At 44.4% G+C, this 18,009-nt stretch carries 14 protein-coding genes and 1 pseudogene; 4 read left to right on the top strand and 11 right to left on the bottom strand.

The genetic code is table 11. From position 1 onward, the window contains the following. On the top strand, positions 1-108 hold the full coding sequence (cydS, locus tag B5066_RS17060) for a cytochrome bd oxidase small subunit CydS family protein (RefSeq protein WP_407690195.1): 108 nt from the start codon (positions 1-3) through the stop codon (positions 106-108). A gap of 15 nt (positions 109-123) precedes the next feature. After that, positions 124-885 (top strand): sulfite exporter TauE/SafE family protein, encoded by a 762-nt coding sequence (locus B5066_RS00735; protein ID WP_079474053.1) that lies wholly within the window; start codon positions 124-126, stop codon positions 883-885. A gap of 637 nt (positions 886-1,522) precedes the next feature. Here B5066_RS00735 and B5066_RS00740 read toward each other — a convergent pair. From B5066_RS00740 to B5066_RS00770, 7 genes and pseudogenes are all read right to left on the bottom strand, one after another. Further along, the gene (locus tag B5066_RS00740; RefSeq protein ID WP_233133458.1) at positions 1,523-2,587 is read right to left on the bottom strand and encodes a hypothetical protein; all 1,065 of its coding nucleotides are present in this window, start codon (positions 2,585-2,587) and stop codon (positions 1,523-1,525) included. Between the two features lie 855 nt (positions 2,588-3,442). Continuing rightward, a complete protein-coding gene (locus B5066_RS00745) occupies positions 3,443-3,784 on the bottom strand; it encodes a hypothetical protein (RefSeq protein ID WP_094908929.1) in 342 nt (113 codons plus the stop codon). Positions 3,785-3,962: 178 nt separating this feature from the next. Beyond that, positions 3,963-4,232, bottom strand: coding sequence for an FmdB family zinc ribbon protein (locus tag B5066_RS00750; protein WP_079474056.1), 270 nt, complete (start codon positions 4,230-4,232; stop codon positions 3,963-3,965). Position 4,233: 1 nt separating this feature from the next. Next, positions 4,234-5,418 carry a formamidase gene (gene fmdA / locus B5066_RS00755; RefSeq protein WP_079474057.1) on the bottom strand — a complete coding sequence of 395 codons (1,185 nt, stop codon included), beginning with the start codon at positions 5,416-5,418 and terminating at the stop codon, positions 4,234-4,236. A gap of 1,870 nt (positions 5,419-7,288) precedes the next feature. Further along, complete coding sequence (locus B5066_RS00765; protein ID WP_179123993.1) at positions 7,289-8,611, bottom strand: YIP1 family protein; 1,323 nt, start codon at positions 8,609-8,611, stop codon at positions 7,289-7,291. A 398-nt stretch (positions 8,612-9,009) separates the two neighbouring features. Further along, positions 9,010-9,093 (bottom strand): annotated as a pseudogene (locus tag B5066_RS17065) (transposase); the annotation flags it as partial. 75 nt (positions 9,094-9,168) lie between these two features. Beyond that, complete coding sequence (locus B5066_RS00770) at positions 9,169-10,755, bottom strand: L-lactate permease (protein WP_079474059.1); 1,587 nt, start codon at positions 10,753-10,755, stop codon at positions 9,169-9,171. Positions 10,756-11,117: 362 nt separating this feature from the next. Here B5066_RS00770 and B5066_RS00775 point away from each other — a divergent pair, with 362 nt between their 5' ends. Together B5066_RS00775 and mqo are read left to right on the top strand one after the other, a co-directional pair. Beyond that, a complete protein-coding gene (locus B5066_RS00775) occupies positions 11,118-11,843 on the top strand; it encodes a FadR/GntR family transcriptional regulator (RefSeq protein WP_079474060.1) in 726 nt (241 codons plus the stop codon). Positions 11,844-12,013: 170 nt separating this feature from the next. Further along, complete coding sequence (gene mqo / locus B5066_RS00780; RefSeq protein WP_280522694.1) at positions 12,014-13,528, top strand: malate dehydrogenase (quinone); 1,515 nt, start codon at positions 12,014-12,016, stop codon at positions 13,526-13,528. A 440-nt stretch (positions 13,529-13,968) separates the two neighbouring features. Here mqo and B5066_RS00785 read toward each other — a convergent pair whose 3' ends face one another. The 4 genes from B5066_RS00785 to B5066_RS00800 form a co-directional block, all read right to left on the bottom strand. Continuing rightward, positions 13,969-14,253, bottom strand: coding sequence for a helix-turn-helix domain-containing protein (locus B5066_RS00785; RefSeq protein ID WP_179123994.1), 285 nt, complete (start codon positions 14,251-14,253; stop codon positions 13,969-13,971). Between the two features lie 362 nt (positions 14,254-14,615). Then, positions 14,616-14,897 (bottom strand): hypothetical protein, encoded by a 282-nt coding sequence (locus tag B5066_RS00790; RefSeq protein WP_079474063.1) that lies wholly within the window; start codon positions 14,895-14,897, stop codon positions 14,616-14,618. A gap of 52 nt (positions 14,898-14,949) precedes the next feature. Next, a complete protein-coding gene (gene pta, locus B5066_RS00795; RefSeq protein WP_079474064.1) occupies positions 14,950-15,930 on the bottom strand; it encodes a phosphate acetyltransferase in 981 nt (326 codons plus the stop codon). Between the two features lie 21 nt (positions 15,931-15,951). Then, a complete protein-coding gene (locus tag B5066_RS00800) occupies positions 15,952-16,989 on the bottom strand; it encodes a YeiH family protein (RefSeq protein ID WP_079474065.1) in 1,038 nt (345 codons plus the stop codon). Positions 16,990-18,009 lie beyond the last annotated feature (1,020 nt).

The following is an 18,009-nucleotide window of genomic DNA, read 5'->3' on the forward strand; positions in this document are numbered from 1 at the left end:
ATGGAATTTTTTCTAGTTATGATTGCTCCCCATTTGATTTTGGCTGGCGCCGTTCTCGGGGTGTTTGCCTGGTTTGGCCGTCGGCCTGCATCGGAAGAGAAGGAATAGAAAGAAGGCGAAAGCATGACCGTCTCGTTTTTGATTACGGTTTTTGTGTTAGGAGCGGTGGGCTCCTACATTTCCGGACTGGTTGGCGTCGGCGGCTCCATTATCAATTACCCGCTGCTGTTGTATGTGCCGGCGCTGCTCGGCGTTGGCTCGTTTACCGCCCATGATGTATCCGGGGCGATTGCGGTGCAGGTGTTGTTTGCGACCATTGGGGGCGTATGGGGCTATCGAAAGGGCTCGTACCTGCATGCCTCCCTGATCGGATACATGGGCACCAGTATTATCATCGGCAGTTTACTCGGGTCCCTGTTTTCCGGGGCGTTTTCCGAAAACATGATTAACATCACCTATGCTCTGCTGGCGACCATTGCTGTCATCATGATGGTGCTTCCGCAGCAACCCATGCAGCAGGAAGCACAGGAATCCGTATCGTTTTCTCGGTGGATTGCTGCCAGCAGTGCGTTTGTCGTAGGCATCAGCGCTGGCATTGTCGGAGCGGCAGGCGCTTTTATTCTCGTGCCCATCATGCTGGTGGTTTTAAAAATTCCCACCCGGGTTACCATTGCGACTTCGCTCGCCGTCACTCTTATTTCTTCTATCGGCACTAGTGCCGGCAAGCTGATCACCGGCCAGGTGCCCTTCCTGCCAGCCGTCGTGCTCATTGTGGCGTCGCTGCTGGCCGCCCCATTGGGGACCAAAACAGCCCGGCATGTCCAAGCTAAATGGCTGCAACGCGCCCTTGCGGTACTGTTGCTGGGGGTAGCCGTGGAAATGTGAATTCAAATGCTGATCTAGAATACCTCCCCCCTTATTTTTTTGTCGGGGGGTGTTCCTAGTTCTTCCGCCTGTTGCCGATAGACGTCCAACATATTCTTTTGTTGATGGTTGGTCGCTTCCATCAGGGAAGACCTGTTTCATTGTACCGTAGCTACATCGAAATCTATCAGCAATACTGTCGAGGATCTCGAAGCCAATCTGAAAGCTATTGATTTTGGCGTGCTCTGGCATTTGGACCCTTTTTTAACTCGTAAAAGAAGAAAGCGCCAGCCTGAGCGAGGCTGGCGCTTTCCACGACTACTTACATAGGGACAATCATAAGTATGCTGACTTTAATTGCCACTTTATTTATTACACCTTGGGTTCATTTCTAAACTAAAAAACAAACATCTTAATTTTTTATTAACTAATTTTGCCTGAGTCAATAAAGCGATTCATGAAATATTAAATAACTCTTCCCTAGTATTTTTGGCCAAGCTTCATAGAGACATAACCTTTTTGTTTATTTTGATTCTAACTTCTTCTTTCATCTTAGGGGGCTTCTTAGCTAAATTTGTATAATTAAGCTAATCAAAAGCACCTTGAAAATAACAAAGCAGCATATCTGGCGATTGTATAGACATTGACACTCTAATCTTCACTGGTAATTGACTACAGCTGGAGCAGGATCCAACTGAAGGACTTCTTCCGGGCTCATGACTGGTTCATCCTTATCATAAAACACTTTAAAACCACCATACTGTACAGCTTCATTCCGCACATATTCTTTGTAATTAGTCATTTTTGCAGCAGCGCCTCCCCACCCGTCAAAGTTTAAAGCCACCTCTACATGGCTGGTTGGCTGAATGACTTCTTTGTTCGTCAGCGCTACGTCCGTAAACTGATGAACGAGAACTATTTTGTCCGGAAGGTTGTTGTCTTCAACGAGCTTTGTGAGATAACTCACGGCTTGTTGAATCTCTGTTCCGTTAACCTGGCCAAGATCGATACCCGGCGTTTCTCCTTCTCCCACCTGGAATTCGGTATCGATGGCCAGATGAACATAAGGGAGCTTCAGCCATTTTTCCAACGACTTCACTTGATTTAACACAGAGTCTTTGCCCAATTGGACATCCAGCATCAATAAAGCATCGTTTTCCTCGGCAAGCTTCGCATACTTGTCAATTTGCTCCGGCGAGGTCATGCGAACGTAGTTGCCGTCCGAACCAGGGTCTCGTTGAGCAGCGGTGGCAATGAGTTCAATGGTGGGGACAGCTGGATGAGATGGATCAGCGTTGGAATAGGCCTGAGCCTGAGTCTTTAATTTTGCCATGAAGGCGTCAGGCTCCATTTGCCCGAGTATCCCCATATTGGTGGAGTTGGGATGGCCATAATATGTAACAAGTCGATGATTTTTCAACGGTCCGTCCGTTTGATCCTTCGTTCCTGTGATTAGTGTTTCTCCAAACGGCATCAGCCTTGTCCTTTCTTCCCCTGCTGCTTCAAGCTCAGGCATCATTTCCAATTCTTCCTGCTCCAACTGATCTTTTAACGGTGTACTGTCATCTTCTGGCTCTACAGGCTTATATACCTGCTCAGGCTTAGTTTTTTCTGCCTCGTTGGGTTTTTCTTCCTCATTATCCTTTCTTTCTACTGTTTCAAATGAACGAGAGTCGTTATCTGAAGCCGTAGAATCGGAAATTGTCTCCGGTCCTCGTTGCACATAGAAAAGGGCCCCTATAAGAAATATAATCGTTAGACTAAGCAAGAACACTTCTTTCCTTATCAGCAGCTTTCGTTTCATAGAAATCCATCCTTCTTCGAATTATATCCTGAGACGTTTCGTTACCGTTTCATGACTATCCTACTACTCCCGCTTTTGTTTTACAATTATTAGAAAAAGGAGTTTTATCTTGAACTATAACTGAGACACTTGAAACTCTATTATCAAGCCCTGCAGTAACAATACGAGATTCGGGACGATATTTCTTTTGATAAGTTGACAAAGGAATTAGATGTAAACAATGCGCGAATATGAAGTACCATTTGAACAAAGAGCACAAAAACATTAAAAATAGATAGATATCAAGCCGGCATGCTTATGACTTGAATTCATAAAAACTTAGTGGGTACAACAGATTCTAGAGCGCTTAGAAAAACGTTAATGGCACAAAAGCTGGAGAATGACGATATTGCATAGGCGGCACCTAAGCATTGCTCACCTCAATGATGAAAAACTTGTCATTTTAATTTTAGAAATTGGTCATCATTATGATATTCGTAAATACAAACAGTGGAGAACGATTTGTTCTCAACAAGTGGTTATAGACTACTGATAAGCGTAATTATGTTTAATAGGCATGGTTATATATTGTTAAGATCATATAAGCACCGATAACATCCACTGTCGCTGCAAAAGCTGCTCAATTCGTTTTTCCGCCAAGAAAATTTTATGGCTGTATTTTGTTAGGGAGTTTCTGGTCTCAGCCGTTAACAGCATCATCTTTTCAAGCATTTCACCTTATATGATGCATTTGTTCTAAGGCGTTTCTTTTTGTTGAAAAACCAAAACAAATTGCTATTCAGCTTGCTGCTCGTTATGGTACATCGCCACGACAGTACGAGCCAACTGTATTTTCGCTGCTTCGGGATGGAGGCTTTCTTCATGTAGCCCAGTTTCAATGCTGGAAATCACTATTTTCGGCAAAGCCGTTACCAGATGAAAGTATTTCAGGATGAGCCTTCCGGAAACAACGTCACTTTTCCGTACATGGAAGCCAGCACCTTGTAGATGCCGATGTAATGTTTTAGGGTTAAACATTTTTCTAGTATCCTCCAGGTCTTCGATGGCGGCTCGGCCATCCCGCGCTGCCTGAGGGGAGGCGGTGTTCATTTTTGAAATATGTATGATCAGGAACATAAGGAACGATGCTGCCAAGTTGAACCGTGTATTTTAACAATTACTAAAAGGCCCTTTCTCTCTTCTTCGATTGTTTACGGTGTGATGCTGGCTGCCATCGCGGTTATTGGAATAGCTGGAAAAGACCGGGGAGAAAAATAGCTGAAAAAGGAGACCCGGTTTTTTCGGGTCTCCTTCTTTAATGGCCTGCCTGCCAAGGCCTAGGGGCCCGCTGCCGAGGCTGTTGCATGGCGGGAAGATCTTTTCGCTGCCGTGTTTTCGGCTGCATGCCCTGCTCGATCCGGGCCTTTATCTTCGCATCCATCTTGGACAGGTGTACTGGCTGGAAGACCCTTCCGGCGGCTTCCCCGCATGAGGGACACGGCGCTTCGCTGACCCGCGCTCCCTTTGATGCCATCCAGCGCTCAAACGTACCACACGTCCGGCATTTAAACGTAAAATGGGCCATATTAATCCAACTCCGGTAGAATGTTCTGGTAAAAGATGTCTTTAGGCAGGGCCAGCGTGCAGCAGGCGTTCGGTATATCCACTACGCCTGCCACCGTGCCCTGCACCGGCGCCGTACCTAAAAGCATATAGGCCTGCTCCCCGGTGTACCCAAGCGTTTTCAGAAATTCAATCGCATTCAGACAGGCATTCCTGTAAGCAACATTGGCATCCAAATACGTCTGGCCTCCGGAAAATTCATTAACAGAGACACCTTCAAAGACTAGAAATTCATTGTAATGCGGCATCACCGGTCCCGGCTTAAACGCGGGATTTCGTTGAATACGGTGTTTTTCCATGCCGTTTTTAATCACATGTACCTGCAGGTCAATCCAGCCGGGCATTTCAATCCCGCCACAGAATGTAATCTCTCCGTCCCCCTGCGAGAAATGAAGATCTCCCACCGACAGCTTTGCCCCGTCGACAAATACCGGAAAGTACACTCTCGAGCCCTTCGATAGATTCTTAATGTCACAGTTGCCGCCATTTTCCCTTGGGGGTACCGTTCTTGCTCCTTCAGCTGCTACCCGGTCGAACTCTTCACCTTTGAGCTCCCCGAGCACCGCCGAATGCTCTGTCGGCAGATTCGCCAGCGGAGGCACCCGGTCAGGGTTTGTATCCACCAGTTCCTTTTCCCTGCGGTTCCATTCATTCAGCATGTCCTGCGACGGCGCTACGCCAATCAGCCCCGGATGAATAATACCTGCAAATTTTACATTTGGCACATGCCTCGAAGTGGCATAAATCCCTTCGAAATCCCAAATAGATTTGGCCGCTTCCGGATAATGGTCCACTAAAAAGCTTCCACCGTTTTCTTTAGCGAAAATGCCATTGAATCCCCATTCATGTGAATGAAACGTTCCGATATCCAGAATATCAACAACAAGCAGATCGCCCGGTTCCACACCGTTTACATGGACCGGACCGCTTAGTACGTGCACCCGGTCGAGATTCACGTGCTTAATGTCCGAGGGGTCATCATTGTTGCTTATCTGGCCATCGGTCCAATCCAGGCATTCCATCCGGAATGTCTCTCCCGGGTCTACGGAAAATACGGCAGGAATATCCGGGTGCCAGCGGTTGTGCCCCGGCGTCGTCTGTTGGTCCATCGTTTTGTTCAGATCTACCTCAAACAGCTTTTTCGGCATAGAAAAGCCCCTCCTATTTATAAAGATTGCTTGGGGCGTACTTAAGTATAGGTCACCCGCCCCACTGAGTTGCCTGGGATCAAACAAAATTTAAAGTTGCGCAAAACACTGAAGGACGATTCATCGATTTGTACACTTAATCGAAAAAATTAGGTCTCCGCACATAAAATCATTCTTTTAGCACCGTTTCACTCTCATGATTTAATAAGTATGCGTCTCCCTTGTCGTCTTTCCTTCGATTTAGCCATAGTGCCCCCTCTCCGTCAGTTTAAGAAATCCTTTTTACCTAATTCCCTTTTTAAAGAAAATCATAAACAAATTTTCGGAAAATTTTATAAATTTATGTTTTTCAAGAAAAATATTTAATTACGCTGATTGTAAAATTAAGCTAGACAACGAAAAAAGTGATTCGTAATATATTTAATGTGAATTTCCGACCAAAGGAATTAAAGGATTGAGCACGAATGAAATCGTTCTCATAGAAGCCGACGTGCAGAATGAAACATTTGTTTCCTAGATCGCCAAGCAGTTGGGACGAGTCCGTCAAATACTTCATGATGTGGTAATACATTCGCGAGAGGGGCCTATTCGGCTTACTTACAGGAATTTGACCACTTGGAAGAAGATACCGATGTCGGCCGTCACCACAAGAGTACCATAATTATCCTAGTCGAATGCTTATCGAAAGGGCTTGATATCCTTCAGCCGATCGATCAATCGGAGATATTGAAATTACGCTGCATCGGTAGTACATCTCCTTCCCTAAGCATCTATTCAAATTCATTTCCTTTGATTGCAGCAAGGAGTTTTTCAATTGGCGATCAATCGGCAACAGGCATGATCATGTTATTTGTTTTGCAGATCTGGGAACACTAGCTCAACACGGGTTAAATGAATATTCGAACAATCTATCCAAGTACATAAATTTCTACGACGTTGGTTAGCCTTATGTTTTCGCTATCACTTTCAGAAAAATCACTTCTCAAGAAAATCGTTGGATTATTATTTCTTGTTAAAAGTATTCATGAGGTACATGAGGACTGACGTTTTGTCTAACTTTATTTGCCAACTTAAATATTTAAAAACAAGGGAAACCCACAGACAATCGGCTGTGGATCTCATTGAATACGTATATTTAGGGTTTCGAAACCAGGGGGAGTTTTATGAACGGATTGAGCGAGTTAAACAAAACACCCAAGGGCATTGCTGTCGGCCTGGTTCAGCTCGTTCTACCAACGATAACGTCAATAGAAGATCTTCAGCAACAAACGCAAAAAGTCTGTACCATACCTGATGAAAAAAATTTATCGCTCTCATTGATCTTGTTATTTTTCTCGAATATATACTTTACGGACGCGCCATGGATAAGGTCGAAGAATTAATATGTACCGTTGACATCTTAGAAGTTTAGCGGTTGCAGGAAAGTTGTTGTCAAACCAACCAATGAGCCTATTTTTCAATTATGGAAGGCCAATTTTCGGACACTCGACGGGACGCCGGTGATAGCGCCAGCAAATGTTTCTCAAATCTTTAACGTTCGACAGACGATGGAAGCCGCTCGGGAGGCCGAAGCAGCAACGATTGATCAGTAAGTGGAACGTTGGCAATAGGCGGAAGCACTGGGCATGATTGAACTCCATAATCAACTGGCCAATCTAATTGATGATGAAACAGGGCACCAAGAACAAAGCAAACGGGTGTTGGGAAAACAATCTAACATGTACCCTTGACCATTAGTAGAGAAGCAAAGAACTCCAAGTAAATGCCTGCTTGCAGTTCTTTTTCCTTTTACTAAAGAAAGAAACAGGCATTCATATCAATCATTTTACTAAACCCAGTAAGCATTGACTTACCGAGCAGGGCGTTACTTTCATGCTCTTTTGCTACGTGTTACGGCGATGAGAGGTTCCGCTTCTTTTGGTAACGCACGGTGATACTCAATGTTAGTTTTTTCGGTCCCTTTCTTCGCTTTAGAGTCCTGGTGCTTTCTTTCTACCGCTTCTTTCTTCGCTTGTTCTTCTTGTTTTTGTTCCTCATTGAATCTCTTGATTCTTTCATGTCGCCAACGTTGGCGATATCCATAGGTGGATTCCAAAATCATCTCTTTCTCTTCGAACACCGATCCCAGCGCTCCAACAATAGTCGCCACACTTGTGGCGGTCCAAGCTACGTAGAAATAGTTCAGGTACCCTACCGTTCCGGATAACTGGGCTTCCAACATTCCAATGGGAATAAGGATCATCACAGCGGCCGAAAATAGAAGAAATAATAAAATATAGAACATCGTGACCGTCCAACATAAGGTAACAAACGTGGTCGTATTGTATAATTTTCGGATATACTCTGGTTTTTCCTTGGCTTTTTGTTCCCACAACCGATGAGCGAGAATGATCCAACTCACCATTGCTAAGATCGAAACCACCGAAAGCATGAGCATTCGCCAGGCATTGTACTCATGACTCAATTGCCAAAGGGTGGGGAAAACCAGCGCATAAGCTCCTGTCGTGAACGCCACCACTACAACCTTGATAAAAGCAGGAAACATATCCCACGGGCGGTTCGCCCGCACCATTCCCGAAAAAATACGCCATCTTCCACTACTTCGATTCTTGACCATGTATCGTACACGGACCTTCGAGGCTGGATCGTTTAGAGTTTCACGTGTAATAGGAGATAAAATCTCCAACAGACGTTTGCTCATCAACCTTGTTGACGATTGATTTTTGCTGTTCAGGGAGGGGCCCTTTTTCAATTGATTTCGCTTTTCAACGTACGCCCGGGCTTGGTCTGAGCTTCCATAATACATCTCATTCACCAACTGTAAAACCGCCTCTCGAACACGCTTATACATTGGCATAAAACCAAGACCAGGGAGGCTAATAAATGCACTATTTTTATCTTCAGCCATTTCTGCCAAGATCGTCTTCTTTTCCTGGAATAACGGTAAATCCGTCAAAGCAATAACAAAATCCCATTTATTATGAACATTTGTAGCTTCCAAAGCCTCCAACACTTCCAAAGAGTCATTTGTTTCGCCTGTAAGGAGGTCTTCGGTACATTCAATTTGCCAGCTATATTCTTCATCGACATCACGGGCCAGCAACGGAGGAAGGTCTCTTTGTAACGCTTCCCCTAGTTTCGCTGCATATCCCGGCGCAGTTATTAACCCTAGCTTTTTTGTCGGCTGAAGCATGTTTCTCGCGCTCCTTTCTTCCTTGTGTCAGCGATATCGCACAGATAACTAGTGCTACGAATATTTGTCGATCCCTGCTTACACCATTATACCGCCGTTCCTGGCTAATATAACGGATTACAGCTTAAAGAAACGTTTCCCTTTTCCCTTTTTCACAAATTTTACGCATGGCAGCTATCGTCGTGTAAGGCAATAACTTCTATCGCTTTCGACGGGATAGACCCCACAGCGTCCATAAATAAGTAACGACGTCACGTCTATACAAGCTACGGAATCCAGACCAACAATCTTCTCTTTTTTCTGAATGAAAATAATTTGGTTCTATGTCTAACGTTGGGGTGACCTCTCTATTATCCGGCGAGCGACCATTTATATTGATGATGCAATAACACTTTGGCTCACAGACGGTCATACCGTTGAAACCCGAAGGCGTTCCGTTTGATCACCTCGGTCTGGTTGTTCAGTCCTTCCACGGTGTCATTTTGACGATTTAAAATGTATTAAAAGATAATGGGTTGAAGTTGGTATTAGTGTCCAACTTCAACCCATTAGTCATTTTATAAAATGTTCATCAAAATGAATCCGCCAATACCCACCAAGATCCCATACAGAAATGCCGGTCCCAAGGTTTTTCGGATAACGTTTCCTTCCTCTCCCTGCATTCCTACAACAGCACTAGCAGCAACTACGTTATGCACACAAATCATATTTCCCGCGCCGGCTCCCACCAGTTGAGCAGCAAGCACCACGTGGACATTCGCGCCCGTGGCCTCTGCGATATTGTACTGAATTGGGGAGAAGGTAAGCGTTGAAACGGTGGCGCTTCCGGTAATAAAAGACCCCAATTCCCCGAGGAACGGGGCGGCAAAGATCCACATTGGGCCGAAGGCGGCTGCCATCCCCTGCGCAATGTACTCCGGCATGCTCATCAAATCGCTCGCATTCATCCCGGAATTACTAAACACATGAACCATGGCAAGCGTGGCCACAAGAGTCACAGCGGTAATTTTAATCGTAGCCAACGACTGCGTGGCTGCCCGCCCAAAGTGGCCCAGCCGTTTTCGTTGAACGACGACGGCCAAGATAGCCGCGACCGTGAGGACTGTGCCGGGAGAATAAAGCAGTTCCCATTCCGACGTGACCCCTTCCACCCCCAAAATATTCGTCCAGGTTAAATCAATGGCGGTCTGGGTGAATTTCTGAAACCAAGGAACAATACGGGTGAGAAGCAATAAGAGAACAACAATGATATACGGAAGCCACGCCCGGATTAATCCCATCTCGGATCGTTCGTGACTTATCTTGAAATCCTCCTGCATAGCATCGGTCCATGTGGACGTTGGGAGCAACCATCCTTTTTTAGCAGTCACCGCGGCCACCACCAGTCCCGTTAACGAACCAAGAATCGCTACAAACTCCGGGCCAAACAAATATGCATATACTAATGCGGATCCGTTATACGTGATCCCAATAAGCAGGGTCCAGGGAAGCATCACCATAGCGTCCTTGATACCCTTTCCTTTACCAAAGAACAACGTCAGAACGAGCATTAGGATAAAAGGAATGAACATGCCCGCGAATAAATCAATGAGGGTGACCGTAAAACCGACATCCCGATAAAAGGCAGCATCCGCTTCGGGCAAAGTGCTTAAGCCGACCAACACGGGCGTTCCTACCGCTCCGAAGGCGACGGCAGTACTGTCAGCAATGAGCGCTGTCGCCACCGCCGCCAAGGGCTTAAAACCTAGCGCGAGCATTAACGGCGCCGTCACCATCGCCGGGGTACCAAACCCTGCCGCCCCTTCAATTAACGATCCGAACAAAAAGGCGACAAAGATCAATTGGACCCTCATATCCTGAGAAATACTCTGGAACCCCTGATTAATGCGATTCACTGCCCCCGTGTTCCTGAGGGTATTCAAAAGAACCAGAGCTCCAAACAAAATGAATAAAATGGTCAAGGTTTTATGTACACCCTGGAGGATCGACGAAGCAATCACTTGGCTTTCCATTCCCCACACGGTTATCGCTAATAGAATGACAACAACGGCACTGATAGACATCCCTTTAATTGCCGGCATTCGCAGCAGGACCAACAACAGAAATGGTACAATCACAGCGCTTAAGGCCACGATCATTAACATTTGATTTCCTCCTCTTTGATATCATGATGCTTTCGCTCTTACCGCTCATCAAGGATAGGGGTAATATGGTCATCAGATGACCATATTCCATATAGTAATCGCTTACATTCATATTTGCAATATGTTTTGTGACTAAAAGATGCTTTTTCTAGTTCTTTGTTCAAAAACAGCTTGATAATTGAAAGCGGTTTCTACTGATGATACAATGAATTCATGCTCCTCATCTGATGACCATATCTATAGAAAATAAAATAGTTATCGTTTTTATGCTTTGCCTAAAGCAGGGCAGCGAGACCAACGCTGACGCACAAACGATCAAGAACGTAGAGCGATCCCAGCATCCACGAGAGGAGAAGCCATTAATGCCTATCGAACGTATTGAAACGAAAAAAATCGCTGAAGTGGTTCGAGAAAAAATTGAAGACATGATCAGACGTGGAGAAGTACAACCCGGGGACAAACTGGATTCCGTCATTGCGCTTTCGGAACAGTTCGATGTAAGCCATTCCGCCGTTCGGGAAGCGTTAAGTGCATTACGAGCCGTCGGCATTATCACGATTCGTCAGGGAGAAGGCACCTTTGTGAACCAATACGATGCTTCCACCATCACAGAAATGATGAACAGCCCTACCCTTCTTTCGACGCAAACCATGAAAGAACTGTTTGAAGTCCGTCATGTGCTGGAGAAAGGAGCTGCCGAACTGGCTGCACTTCGACGGACAGACGGTCACCTGGAACAGATGCGGGACGCGCTGGAACAAATGACGCAGGCGTCCAACGGTTCGGGGGGTCTCGGCGAACAGGGCGATGTTCGTTTCCATCTAGCCATTGCCGAAGCCTCCGGAAATTACCTTCTCCAACAAATGATGAGTCGGCTTTCCGATACCTTGCAAAAAACCATGTATGAAACCAGAAAAGTATGGTTGTTTTTCGAACAACGATCCTCTCAAAACCTGATTGACGAACATCAACAAATCTTTCATGCCATCGAAAACCACCAGAACGAATTGGCTACTGAGGCCATGAGCAGACACCTCATCAATGTGGAGCATGTGCTGTCTCAAGGGATGAAACATCGAAACGTGTAGACGATCTACCATGCGTTTCTGCCTTCATTGCCATGGTTCAGCGGAAAGCCAATCACAATCATTAAAAGAGGGATTAGGTCTGCCAATCCTTCGCAAGATAAACATCTGCAAAATCAGCGTCACAGACGCATGACAAGTTTATTTTCTGTATAAACTCAACTTGTTGCATCATCCAAAGGAGGAAAACGATGCGTAATCATGACACAACGACCGACATCATTCTGATCGGCGCCGGCATCGTGAGCGCGACGCTCGCCACGCTTCTGAAAAAGCTGGAGCCGGAGTGGCGCATTACTATTTTTGAAAAGCTTGATTCCGCGGGACAGGAGAGCTCGAATGAATGGAACAACGCCGGTACCGGACACGCGGCTCTCTGTGAGCTGAACTACACCCCCGAGCAGCCGGACGGCTCTCTTAAGACCGGCCGGGCGGTCGAAATTAATGAACAGTTTCAGATTTCACGACAGCTCTGGGCGCATTTGGTGGACCAGGGCGACCTTCAAAACCCGGAGGAGTTTATCCGTCCCCTCCCCCACATCAGCTTTGTGTACGGACAGGACCACGTGAACTTTCTAAAAAAACGGTTCGAGGCCCTCGACGGCCATCCCCAGTTTCAGGGCATGGAGTTTTCCGAAGACCCCGGACAAATCAGGCAGTGGATTCCGTTAATGATGGAGGGCCGCGACTCCGACGAGCCGATCGCAGCCACGAAGGTCGACCACGGCACCGATATCAATTTCGGGGAACTCACCCGCCAGATGCTTGCCAGCCTGGAGAAGCAAAGTAACGTCGAGATCCGCTACAATCATTCCGTCGACGATATTGCCCAGCGACCGGACGGCACGTGGGAAGTAAAGGTCCGAAACCACCAGCAGGAAACGCTCGAAGAACATACGGCTTCCTTCGCCTTTATCGGCGCCGGCGGCGGTGCGCTGCCGCTGCTGCAAAAAACCGGAATTCCCGAAAGCAAACACATTGGCGGATTTCCGATCAGCGGCGAATTCCTTGTCTGTGATAATCCCGAGGTCGTCCAAAAGCATCATTCCAAGGTGTACGGCAAAGAGCCGGAAGGCACGCCGCCGATGACGGTGCCGCACCTGGACCGGCGTCATATCGAAGGCAGGGATACGCTTCTGTACGGCCCGTTCGCCGGATTTACGCCCAAGTTTTTGAAACAGGGTTCTCCGATGGATCTGTTTGGTTCGGTCAAGCCGACAAACGTGCTGACGATGCTTGCAGCCGGCGCAAAGAATACCCCGCTGCTCAAGTATCTCGCCCAGCAGCTGAGCATGACCAAGGAACACCGGATGGAGGAGCTGCGCAACTTTGTGCCGGATGCGTCCAGTGAGGACTGGGAGCTTCTCGTTGCCGGCCAGCGCGTGCAGCTGATTGAGGATACCGAGGAGGGCGGTCGGGGCGCCCTGCAGTTTGGCACCAAGCTAATTCATGCCGAAGATCGCACGATGGCAGCGCTTCTCGGGGAATCACCGGGGGCTTCCGTGTCCGTGTCGATTATGCTTGAAGTACTCAACAAATGCTTCCCCGATCACCTCGAAGCGTGGGAGCCGAAGCTGAAGGAAATCATTCCGTCGTACGGTAAATCCCTTGAGGATAATCCCGAGCTGCTTGACATGGTGCATGATTCCACTTCGCGCACCCTTAAGTTAACGGCGCTTAAAGCTTAAAAAAGACCATCAATAGAATCACGACAAAAAGGAAGCATCAGTGTGCCAAACGGCGCTTGATGCTTCCTTAACATAATCGCGATTATGAGCAGCTTCTCACAACAAAACAGGCGTTTCAGCTCTTTCCGAAGCTGAAACGCCTGTTTATAATACATAAAATAAAACAATCATACAATAATTCAATTATTCAATAATACAAATAGTCAATTTTCTTCTTTCTGTATCAATAACTCATATAAATAAACCCTCACTCTTTTTAGGGAAACTGCTGCTTTTCTTAGCTTTTTTACACTCAGTTATTTTGACTTATTATTTATTTCATTTTCAATTATTATTTTTTTATAAATTCTTCTATGTTTTCTTTTAATTGTTCCAAGGCATGCTTCGATTAGGGATTAAGCATACCTCAGAGCCACCATCCGTTTAACTGCTTCGGGTATTCACCTGTACCATCTAGTTTCCTCATTGGTTCTCTTTTGCGGGAAATAGATTGGAAGTATTTGAGCAATGGTTCTTAAAAGATCTTCGTGAGGGATCGTCACACCGGCTTCAATACGTCTGATCGTACGCACGGATGCCCCAACCGCTTCAGCCAGTTCTCGTTGCGATAGACCTTGCATCCTCCGTTTGATTTTAATATGCTCTGCTGTCCATACTTCCCGCTTTAATTGATCTAAATGAGCTCTTTTCATCACCGTATAATAATATTGCCAGCTCATTTTCATCATAAAATCTCCTTCCCAATAACAAGCCCATAGGTATCCAAGGTTTTTCCTTTCTGATGATTCATAGTACTACCAATATATTTCTCAACGATCACGGGGGCGGCTAAGTCTCTTGTCTTCTCTTTCGTTAGTTCGAACGTTTTCTATCGCATTTTATCATTATTCGTTAGCCCTGTCGGAGGATTATTGCAGCATTAATCAAGAAAAAAATGAAGACAAATGCAAAGGCGTCGCACCTTCCGAAACATTCAAACGTTAAAAAGAATCATTGCTTCTTGATGCTTTTTGCTCTTAAGAGTGTTGGTTTAAACCCCCCTAATGGTCAATGAATTACTTTTCTTTTTGTCTTTTTAGAGAGACATTTACGATAGTACTTGTAATGGCCTGATACCTTGCAGATGGACGATATTAAGCATTTGAGCCACAAATTCAATCACACAAGGGCCACGGTAAACATGCCTATTTATGTCTACGGCTTCTAAAATAAAACAAAAATGGTTATTAGGTTCTTCAAAAAAGAAATGTTTTCCATTTTCAATAACTACTTCCCAAGTTCTTGTCGTGCAATTTTTTTGAAATTTTAATATAGCTTCTTGAAAAGAGATGAGTTTGTGATCTAAACAAACATGTCGTAAGTAAATCATTTTCAGATCATCCCTTCACTTAAACGCATCATACAATGTGGAATTAATTGTCTTAGGAAAGACTAAGCCTCTTATTGTTTATCGCTTGCCAACCAGTAATGATCCCTAGGTAATAAATGTCTTCCATTGAGCACCCTCTAGACAAATCATTCACTGGCCGATTAAGTCCTTGAATAATTGGCCCAATAGCTTGATAACCAGCCAATCTTTCTGTAATCTTGTATGCTATATTTGCTGAATTTAGATCCGGGAATACTAGTACATTCGCTTCACCTTGAATGACCGAATTTTGATTTTTGCGCGCGGCTATTGCTGGCGTCACAGCTGCATCGAATTGGACCTCTCCTTCAGCGGGATATTCGTCATGCTTATTAGTAAATATTTTTGTGGCTTCGCTAACTTTTTCGGTATCACTAGAAGTTGCAGAGCCATTGGTAGAATAGCTCAAAAAGGCCACCTTTGGATTCAAACTATAAAGTTCAGCCGCTTCTGCAGATAGAAAAGCTATTTCTGCTAATTCATAACTACTTGGAGAAGGATTAACAGCACAATCTGCAAATAAAAATGTTTTTTCTTGATTATTCATTAAAAAATAGCTACTTATTCGTTGAATACCTTTTTTTGTTTTGACGATTTCTAACGCAGGCCTTAATACATCAGAAGTTTTGAAAGTTGCTCCGCCTATTAAACCTTCTCCAATATTGTAATTTAACAAACCCATAGCAAAATAGTTAGTGCTTCGAACTAGTTGGTTAGCGTGGTCTTGAGAATATTTAGTTAGTAATTTTTGGAACAGATAATTGTAAATTTTATTGTTTGAGTAAAAAGTACTTGGATCTATAATTTCAACATCTGTATTTTTTACGTTTTTTAGTTTTCTCCACAATTCGTATTCATTTCCTACCAAAATTGGGTGAATAATTTTCTCTTGGGATAACTTTAGTGCAGCTTCAACAACTCGATTATCTTCCCCGTCCATAAAAAGTATAGAAGGTCTCTTTTTTCGCACTTTTTCTATTAGTTCTTCCCACATATTTTCACCTCTTTTTAATGTTTATAGCAACAAAAACGAAATAATTGAAACAAAAACAGTCGTAATGCACATAGCAATTAAGGGTTTAAACGCTTTATTACGTAAGTCTTTAAAAATCACATTTAAGCCTAGACCGACCATAGCAGCAGTAAGCAACCAGGTTGTGGCATTTTCAACGCCGACCATTATTTCGTTAGGGAAAGGAATGACTTCATTTAAAACAAATGTGTTTATTAAACTCATGCCAATAAATCCTAAAAGAAAATATGGAAATGGGATTTTTACTTGAGGGGCGTTTTTCTCCTTTGAAATTTTTTTCATACAAAAGATTAAGACGAAACAAACAGGGATTAGTAAAAATACTCGTCCGAGCTTTGCTAAAAGGGCGATAGCTAAGGCATCTTGCCCTGCTGGTTCTGCAGCTATAGCCACATGCGCTAATTCATGAAGACTCATACCCGACCAAATACCATATTCCATCGATTCAAGAGGAATAATGGGGCGCAACAGAATATAAATAATAGAAAATACAGTCCCCATTAGTGCAATAATCCCTACGCTAATCGCAGTGTCTTCATTTTTTGCTTTAAGTATAGGAGCTACTGCAGCTATTGCTGCTGCTCCGCAAATTCCTGTTCCTACACCTAATAGCATAGAAATGGAATAATCTGCTTTTAATACCTTGGCTAACCACAAAGTAAATAAAATCGCAAAAGTAATAATAACCGCATCTCTAATTAATAAACTCGCACCATCAGTTAAAACAACAGCAATATTTAGTTGCAAACCGTATAAAATAATGGCTAAACGTAGAAGTTTCTGCGTCGAAAAAGTTATACCCTCTCTTAATTTTTCAGGATATCCAAATATTTGTCGGTAAGAAACGGCAAGTATTATGGCACAGGCTAATTGCCCAATGTAGCTAAAACCAGGAATAAGGGCTAATAAAAATCCTAGGAGAGCAATTACAAAAGTGAATAAAACCCCTAGCAACCATTTATTTCGATATTTCATGCCTGTATTTGAAGAATACCTGTGTGCAGTAGTTTCTGAATTCATACAAGCCACCTCCTACTCTAATGTTAGCTATATTGTTTTAAAATTAGAAATAAAGATACGTAATACACGATATAATTTAATATAATAAAAAATTGTCTTTTCTTTCATTGCAATCTCAACCATAAGTGTCAAGGTTAGCCAATCTTTGGATCTCCCGGTCTAATAATGAAGAAACATGTGAGCACAGGTAAAATCAACGACTATTTTTTGCTATACCTTCGGCCATTTATAGAGGACTTTTTGAAGCAATAAATCGACGTTAATACGATCAAACATTTGGCGTTTCAGTATCTTAACGCGAGTCATGTGATCTTCCACCAACCCGTTACTGCAGAAAAAATGCTAGGCAATGACCACGGCTTTCCCGTACGAAAACAAAACAGAACTGCCGTTTTGCATTTTGGAAATGGGCCTTGGAGTCGCTTGTTGGATTTAGGCTAACATGGACGGCTAGTCGATTCGATGCTGTATTCGTCGTTGAAACTTTGCCATTAGATAATTCACGTCTCGGAGAAAGGGATATTAGTCCTCCAATTCCCTGATGGCAGCTGCGTCCTGCGACGAAAGCGCTGACGGAGACCAAAGATATGTAGTCAGAGGAGTTCACGGCAGAACAAATACATGAGTACAGAAGTGTTCGTCCGGACTAGCTCGTAAATGATCTAGAAAATTTTTTAAGGTCGAGAAGGCTTTTTAGTAGCCTTGGACTTAAATGATCGTGAAGATATGATTGGCAGATGTTCTCTTCTTGACAAACGAAAGGATGACCGATCGACACATTCCCACGCTAGGAGGACATTGGAGTTTGTGGCTCATGGGAGGGTCTAGACGGAACCTTATTTCCGACTCGTCTTTTAGTTCAGAAACAAATTCCAGCTGATGTGTGAAATCGAAGCACCCTGGCGATGCCGGGGGGCCTGCAATTGTTAAATCAACTGCCATACTTGCTTTTCTTTTTTGTGCAACGGGTGTGAGATGGGGTCGCTGGAGCCGGACATGGAAAAAGCAAATGAGACCGAC

It is taken from the genome of Marinococcus halophilus (assembly GCF_900166605.1).
Lineage (GTDB): Bacteria > Bacillota > Bacilli > Bacillales > Marinococcaceae > Marinococcus > Marinococcus halophilus.